The organism is Streptomyces sp. CC224B (assembly GCF_030010595.1).
In the GTDB taxonomy this organism is placed as follows: Bacteria; Actinomycetota; Actinomycetes; order Streptomycetales; family Streptomycetaceae; genus Streptomyces; species Streptomyces longispororuber.
Genome location: NZ_JASCXL010000207.1, coordinates 1 through 6481, shown reverse-complemented (window position 1 = coordinate 6481; position 6481 = coordinate 1). Strand labels below are relative to the sequence as shown.

General features: G+C 74.5%; 6 protein-coding genes. 5 read left to right on the top strand and 1 reads right to left on the bottom strand.

Features of this window, described 5'->3' with window-relative positions:
* Positions 1 to 1071: FAD-dependent oxidoreductase (locus QK440_RS40505; protein WP_282798275.1), on the top strand; the 1071-nt coding region annotated here is incomplete at its 5' end.
* Between the two features lie 109 nt (positions 1072 to 1180).
* Here the strand turns inward: QK440_RS40505 and QK440_RS40500 are convergent.
* The gene (locus QK440_RS40500; protein ID WP_282798274.1) at positions 1181 to 2626 is read right to left on the bottom strand and encodes a regulator; all 1446 of its coding nucleotides are present in this window, start codon (positions 2624 to 2626) and stop codon (positions 1181 to 1183) included.
* 253 nt (positions 2627 to 2879) lie between these two features.
* Here QK440_RS40500 and lipB point away from each other — a divergent pair, with 253 nt between their 5' ends.
* From lipB to QK440_RS40480, 4 genes are all read left to right on the top strand, one after another.
* On the top strand, positions 2880 to 3677 hold the full coding sequence (lipB, locus tag QK440_RS40495) for a lipoyl(octanoyl) transferase LipB (RefSeq protein WP_282798273.1): 798 nt from the start codon (positions 2880 to 2882) through the stop codon (positions 3675 to 3677).
* A 250-nt stretch (positions 3678 to 3927) separates the two neighbouring features.
* Positions 3928 to 4893, top strand: coding sequence for a lipoyl synthase (locus QK440_RS40490; RefSeq protein ID WP_282798272.1), 966 nt, complete (start codon positions 3928 to 3930; stop codon positions 4891 to 4893).
* 415 nt (positions 4894 to 5308) lie between these two features.
* Complete coding sequence (locus tag QK440_RS40485; protein WP_190137257.1) at positions 5309 to 5512, top strand: hypothetical protein; 204 nt, start codon at positions 5309 to 5311, stop codon at positions 5510 to 5512.
* Between the two features lie 29 nt (positions 5513 to 5541).
* Positions 5542 to 6246: a DUF4191 domain-containing protein gene (locus QK440_RS40480; RefSeq protein ID WP_282798271.1), complete on the top strand. Its 705-nt coding sequence runs from the start codon at positions 5542 to 5544 to the stop codon at positions 6244 to 6246.
* Positions 6247 to 6481 lie beyond the last annotated feature (235 nt).

Genomic DNA, 6481 nt, shown 5'->3' with positions numbered 1-6481 from the left:
ACGCCGCGCACGCCGAGCATATCCGTCCGCTGCTGCCCGGGTCGCCCCGCGACCCGGGGGGGGGGTACCCTAGCACACGGGGGGCCGGGCGGGGAGCCCGGGGGGGTTCCACACGACGCGCGCGGCGCGCCCCTGGGGAGCGCGCTCGACCAGGCCCGGCTCGGTGCCGCGCTCGCCCGGCTCGCCGCGACACCGGTCCGGCGGCTGCTCGCGCGCCCCGAACTCCCGGCCGGGCGGGCCCTGGCCGCGCGCGGCCTGCCGCAGCGCACCGTCGAGGGCTTCCTGCGCCCGCTGCTCTCGGCCCTGCTGTGCGACCCGGGCCTGACGACGTCCAGCCGGTGCGCCGACCTCGCCCTGCACGCGTTCGCGCGCGGCCGGCTCTGCCTGCCCGAGGGCGGCGCCGACGCCCTGCCCGAGCTCCTCGCGGCCGCGCTGCCGCCGGGGACGGTGCGCACCGGCGTCCGTGTCACGGCGGTGGCCGCCGACCGCGTCACGACCGCTGAGCACGGCGAGCTGACCTGCCGCGGCGTGCTCCTGGCCACCGACGCGCGCGCCGCCGCGGAACTGCTGCCGGGCCTGCGCGTGCCGGCGTTCCACCCGGTGACGGTGGTGCACCACGCGGTGCCGGAGCCGCCGCTGGCCGAGCCCGCGCTGCTCCTGGACGCCGACCGGCGCGGCCCCGTCGCGCACACCGCGGTCGTCAGTCACGTGGACCCCACGCGCGCGCCCGCGGGCCGCGTCCTGGTGTCGTCGACGGTGCTGGGCCCGCCGCCGGACGACCTCGACCGCACCGTCCGCGCCCACCTCGCCGCGCTGTACGGCACCCCGACCGACCGCTGGGAGCTGCTCGCCGCCCACCACACCCGCGAGGCGGTGCCCGCGATGCCGCCGCCGCACGACCTGCGCCGTCCGGTGCGGCTCCTGTCGGGCCTGTACGTGTGCGGCGACCACCGCGACACCAGCACGGTGCAGGGCGCCCTCCACTCGGGCCGCCGCGCCGCCCACGCGGCCCTGGCCGACCTGGGCGTCGCACCGGCCCTGAAGGAGTCCCCCCTCCCGACGGCAGCCTGAACAGTGCCCCGTAAGGGGCGCGGGGAACTGCGCGCCCAGCCCCCACGCACCCGCGGCGGTCACAGAGGGGGAAGTGGGGGCGGGGGGCGCCCGCAAGGGGCGCCCCACCTCACCCGAGCGCCGCGACCTTGTCACGGTAAGCCCGCACGGGAGCGGCGTCCCGGTACGGTTCGAGCCGCCGCTCGAAGTCCCGTACGTACTCCACGGCCCGCACCGAGCGCATCTCCCCCGCCGCCTGCGCCGCCTCGGCGCCGAGCTGGCAGGCCTGTTCCAGCTCGCCGAGGCCCAGGCGCGAGGCGGCCAGGACCACGCGGCAGAAGAGCCGGGAGCGGGCGTAGCCGGGGGCCCTGAGCTGGAGGGAGCGCTCGGCGTGCTGGGCGGCGGCGCGGTACTGCTGGAGGTCGCGGTTGCAGTGCGCGAACTCGTCGGCGAGCTGGGCCTCGTCGAAGAACCGCGCCCAGTACGGCACCTCGTCACCGGGCCGGGCCGTCTCCAGGGCCCGCTCGGCCCGCACCATGGACGCCGTACAGGCACGCACCTCGCCGAGGACGCCGTGCCCGCGTGCCTCGACGGCGTGCAGCAGGGCCTGCACGACGGGCGGGGCGGAGGAGCCGACGCCCTGCTGGGCGACGCGGGCGAGCTGCACGGCCTCGCGGCCGTGGCCGAGGTAGACGGCCTGCCGGCTCATCGTGACCAGCACGTAGGAGCCGTACGCCCGGTCGCCCGCGGCCTGCGACAGGCGCAGGGCCTGCACGAAGTACCGCTGGGCGAGGCCGTGCGCCGCGATGTCGTACGACGTCCAGCCCGCGAGCCGGGTGAGGTCGGCGGCGGCCGCGAAGAGGCGGCGCCCGGCCTGTTCGTTGTAGGTGCCGCGCAGCATCGGCTCGGCCTCGTGCTCCAGGTAGCGCACGAGGGCCTGGCGGGCGTGGCCGCCGCCGTAGGCGTGGTCGAGGGCGCGGAACAGCTCGCCGACCGAGCGCAGGGCGGCGATGTCGCCGCCGGATACGCGGTGGCCGGGGCCGCGGTCGGTGTCACGGCGCTGGCGGGGCACGCCGGGACGGCCCTGCGGGGGCACCCGCGGGGCCTGCGGCGGTTCCCCGCCCCGGGCGACGCGCTCGTCGGCCCGGCCGATGAGCCAGTCCCGGCTCGGCACCACGAGCCCGGCCGGGGTGAAGGCGATCTTGCGCAGCTCGGCGTGGCTGCCGGAGTCCTTGCGCCACAGGCCGCCGACGATGTCGATGGCCTCCTCGGGCGTCGCCGCGAACTCCAGGCCGGCGTAGACGGGCGCGCACGCGTCGAGCCCGAGGTCCTGCGCCGACAGGCGGCGGCCCAGGCGCCGGGTGAAGACCTCGGCGATGAGCGCGGGTGTCGTGCCGCGCGGCTGCTGGCCGCGCAGCCACCGTGTCACCGATGTTTTGTCGTACCTGAGATCGAGCCCGTGTTCGAGCCCTAGCTGATCGACACGTCGGGCCAGGCCCGCATTGGAGAATCCGGCCTCCGCGATGAGTGCGGCGAGCTGGCGGTTGGGGGTGCGCTGCGGGGGTCGTTCCGTCATCAGCTGTGCGGTCTCCTGCCCTTTGGGCCTGCCTTGAGCAGCCCTTATGGCCTCGTGAACGGCGTGAATGTAACGGCCTCCAGGGCCCCCATCAGGGCCTTCAAGCCCCATTCATCCGATCGTGTGAGGATTGGCCGGACGGCTGACGGGACGACGCCAGTCGTACAGTGGCTGGGGGCGCGATCCGTGCACGGTGAAGGTTTCCGTGCGCGGCGGGGTTCCGGGGCACGGTGAGATCAGGGAGGCAGGCGCCGTGGGCGAGTTGCGATTCATCCGGGTGGGCTTCGGCCCGGAGTACGTCGAGTACCAGGAGGCCTGGGACGAGCAGCGCCGCGTGCACGCGGCCCGGTTCGCCGACGAGGTGCCGGACACCTGCCTGCTCCTGGAGCACGCGCCGGTGTACACGGCGGGCCGGCGCACCGAGGACAGCGAGCGCCCGCTGGACGGCACGCCCGTCGTGGACGTGGACCGCGGCGGCAAGATCACCTGGCACGGACCGGGCCAGCTCGTCGGCTACCCGATCCAGAAACTGCCCCGTCCGGTGGACGTCGTAGCACATGTACGGCGCCTGGAAGAGGCACTTATCCGAACGTGTGCCGACTTCGGCCTGGCCACCACGCGCGTCGAGGGCCGCAGCGGCGTATGGGTCCTCGGCGACCCGGTGGAGCGGCGCCCGGCGCTCGGCGGCCTCAGCCTGGACTTCGACCCGCGCCTGACGGACGACGAGTTCGACGCCCGCCTCAACGGCCCGGAGTACGCGCCGTCCAACGCGGGCCAGCGCCGCGAGGACCGCAAGGTCGCGGCGATCGGCATCCGCGTCGCGAAGGGCGTGACGATGCACGGCTTCTCGCTGAACGTGAACCCGGACAACACCTGGTTCGACAAGATCGTGCCGTGCGGCATCCGCGACGCGGGCGTGACCTCGATCGCCAACGAGCTGGGCCGTGACGTCACCATCGCCGAGGTGCTCCCGGTGGTGGAGGAGCACCTGCGCGACGTCCTGGAGAACGCGGAGCCGAAGCCGCGCGAGGTCGAGCGGGTCACGGCGTAGCCACGGCCGCCGGGCGGTGCGGCCGGACGGTACGGCCGCGCGCCGCGCACGGCCCGGCCGCACGGCCCGGTGCCCGGCGGGCGGCCCCGACGACTCCGGCGGCCCCGACGGCCCCGGTGGCCTCACCGGCCGCGGCGGGCCCGGGCCGGGAATGCACCCGCGTACCCGAAGGTTGCCCGGGGGCGAGGCCGAAATGAGCACGGGCGTACGCTGGTGTGCGCCGAGGAATCGAAGATGTAGGGAGTCGGTCGTGTCCGCAGTCGCCCCCGACGGGCGCAAGATGCTGCGCCTGGAGGTCCGGAACGCCCAGACCCCCATCGAGCGCAAGCCCGAGTGGATCAAGACCCGGGCGAAGATGGGTCCCGAGTACAACGCCCTGCAGAAACTCGTGAAGAGCGAGGGCCTGCACACGGTCTGCCAGGAGGCGGGCTGTCCCAACATCTACGAGTGCTGGGAGGACCGGGAGGCGACGTTCCTCATCGGCGGCGACCAGTGCACGCGGCGCTGCGACTTCTGCCAGATCGACACCGGCAAGCCGCAGGCCCTGGACCGGGACGAGCCCCGCCGCGTCGGCGAGTCCGTCGTCACGATGGACCTGAACTACGCCACGATCACCGGCGTCGCCCGCGACGACCTGGAGGACGGCGGCGCCTGGCTGTACGCGGAGACCGTGCGCCAGATCCACGCCATGACCGCGGAGCGCGCGAGCGGCCACACCAAGGTCGAACTCCTGATCCCGGACTTCAACGCCGAGCCCGACCAGCTCGCGGAGGTCTTCTCGTCCCGCCCCGAGGTCCTCGCGCACAACGTCGAGACGGTGCCGCGCATCTTCAAGCGCATCCGCCCCGGCTTCCGCTACGAGCGCTCCCTGAAGGTCATCACCGAGGCCCGCGCGGCCGGCCTGGTGACCAAGTCGAACCTGATCCTCGGCATGGGCGAGGAGCGCGCGGAGGTCAGCGAGGCGCTGCAACAGCTCCACGACGCGGGCTGTGAGCTCATCACCATCACGCAGTACCTGCGCCCGTCGGTGCGCCACCACCCGGTGGAGCGCTGGGTCAAGCCGCAGGAGTTCGTGGAGCTCAAGGAGGAGGCCGAGGAGATCGGCTTCTCCGGCGTCATGTCGGGCCCGCTGGTCCGCTCCTCGTACCGCGCGGGGCGGCTGTACCAGATGGCGATCGAGCGGCGCGGCTCGTACGTGGCCTCGCAGGCGGTCTGACGCCGGCTCCCGGTCCGGCTCCGCCGCGGCCCCGGCGGGGCTCCGGTTCCGCTCCGGTTCCGCCGGGGTGCGGCCCCCAGCCCCGGGCAGCCAGCGTGTGAATCCGCGCACAAGCGACTACCGCCCAGTAATGGCCGAGAAAACGCGGCCCGTACGGTCCCCGCAGGTGAGGGGGACCGTACGGGCCGCGTCAGCGTTCGGGGCCCTCGCGTCAAGGTTTCATCGGCGTTTGACCGCTCAGTCACGTCCTGGTAACACCAATCAGTGACGCTGGAACTACCGCACGTAGAGCCTTACCCAGAGCCCTGGCGGCGGTCCCAGCACTGGCCCCCACCGCACGACGCTGTGCCAGCGAGAGCCACTCGTAGCGTTCCCCCGTTCAACCATCGCTTCTCGGATCTCGGAGGGCATCACCATGCAGGCCGCGCCCGTTCGCGCCACCGCCATTCCGTCCGTCACCGACGCGCTCCGCGCCGTCGAGTCGCTGCTCATGAGCGGCGGCCAGCGCACCGCACGCCGCAACGCCTGGACGTCCGTCCTCGAGGACCGGCGCCGGGCGAAGGACCGGGTCGAGGCCCAGCGCGTACTGGAGGAGGCGGGAGGAACCCGCACGTCGTAGTCGCCCGCGCGGACACGTAGACTCAGGGCATGGCGAGGAAGGAAACCACCGCGGCTGACGCCGCGGCGAACCCGGGGCGACTCAAGCAGATCGCTCTGACGTACAAGATGACCCGGCGGACCGACTCCAAGATCGGTCTCATCATCGCGGCTGTGGGAATCGTCACCTTCGGTGTCTTCCTCGCGATCGGCTTCTGGATCGACCACCCTGTCTATCTCGGCATCCTGGGCTTCGTGCTCGCCTTCCTCGCGATGGCGATCGTCTTCGGACGCCGCGCCGAGCGGGCGGCCTTCGGCCAGATGGAAGGCCAGCCCGGCGCGGCGGCCGCGGTGCTCGACAAGATCGGCCGCGGCTGGACGACGACCCCCGCGGTCGCGATGAACCGCAGCCAGGACGTGGTGCACCGGACCGTCGGCAAGGCCGGCATCGTCCTGGTCGCCGAGGGCAACCCGAACCGCGTGAAGCCCCTGCTGGCCGCCGAGAAGAGGAAGATGGCCCGCATCGTGGCCGACGTCCCCGTGCACGTGGTGAGCGTCGGCTCCGGCGAGGGCCAGGTCGAGCTGAAGAAGCTGCGCACGACGCTCCTGAAGCTGCCGCGCGTCCTCCAGGGCCCGCAGGTGACGGCGACCAACGACCGCCTGAAGGCCATGGGCGACCTGATGAGCAACATGCCGCTGCCCAAGGGGCCCATGCCGAAGAACGTACGGATGCCGCGCGGGCCGAAGATGCGGTAGCGCGTCCGCGCCCACACGCGAAACGGGGCGGGGGGGGGGGGGGGGGGGGGGGGGGGGCCCCCGGGGGGGGGGGGGGGGGGGGGGGGGGGGGGGGGGGGGGGGGGGGGGGGGGGGGGGGGGGGGGGGGGGCGCGCCCCCCCCCCCCCCCCCCCCCCCCCCCCTCCCCCGCCCCCCCCCCCCCCCCCCCCCCCCGGGACGCGCGCCGCGCCCCCCCCCCCCCGGCGCGGCGCCCCGC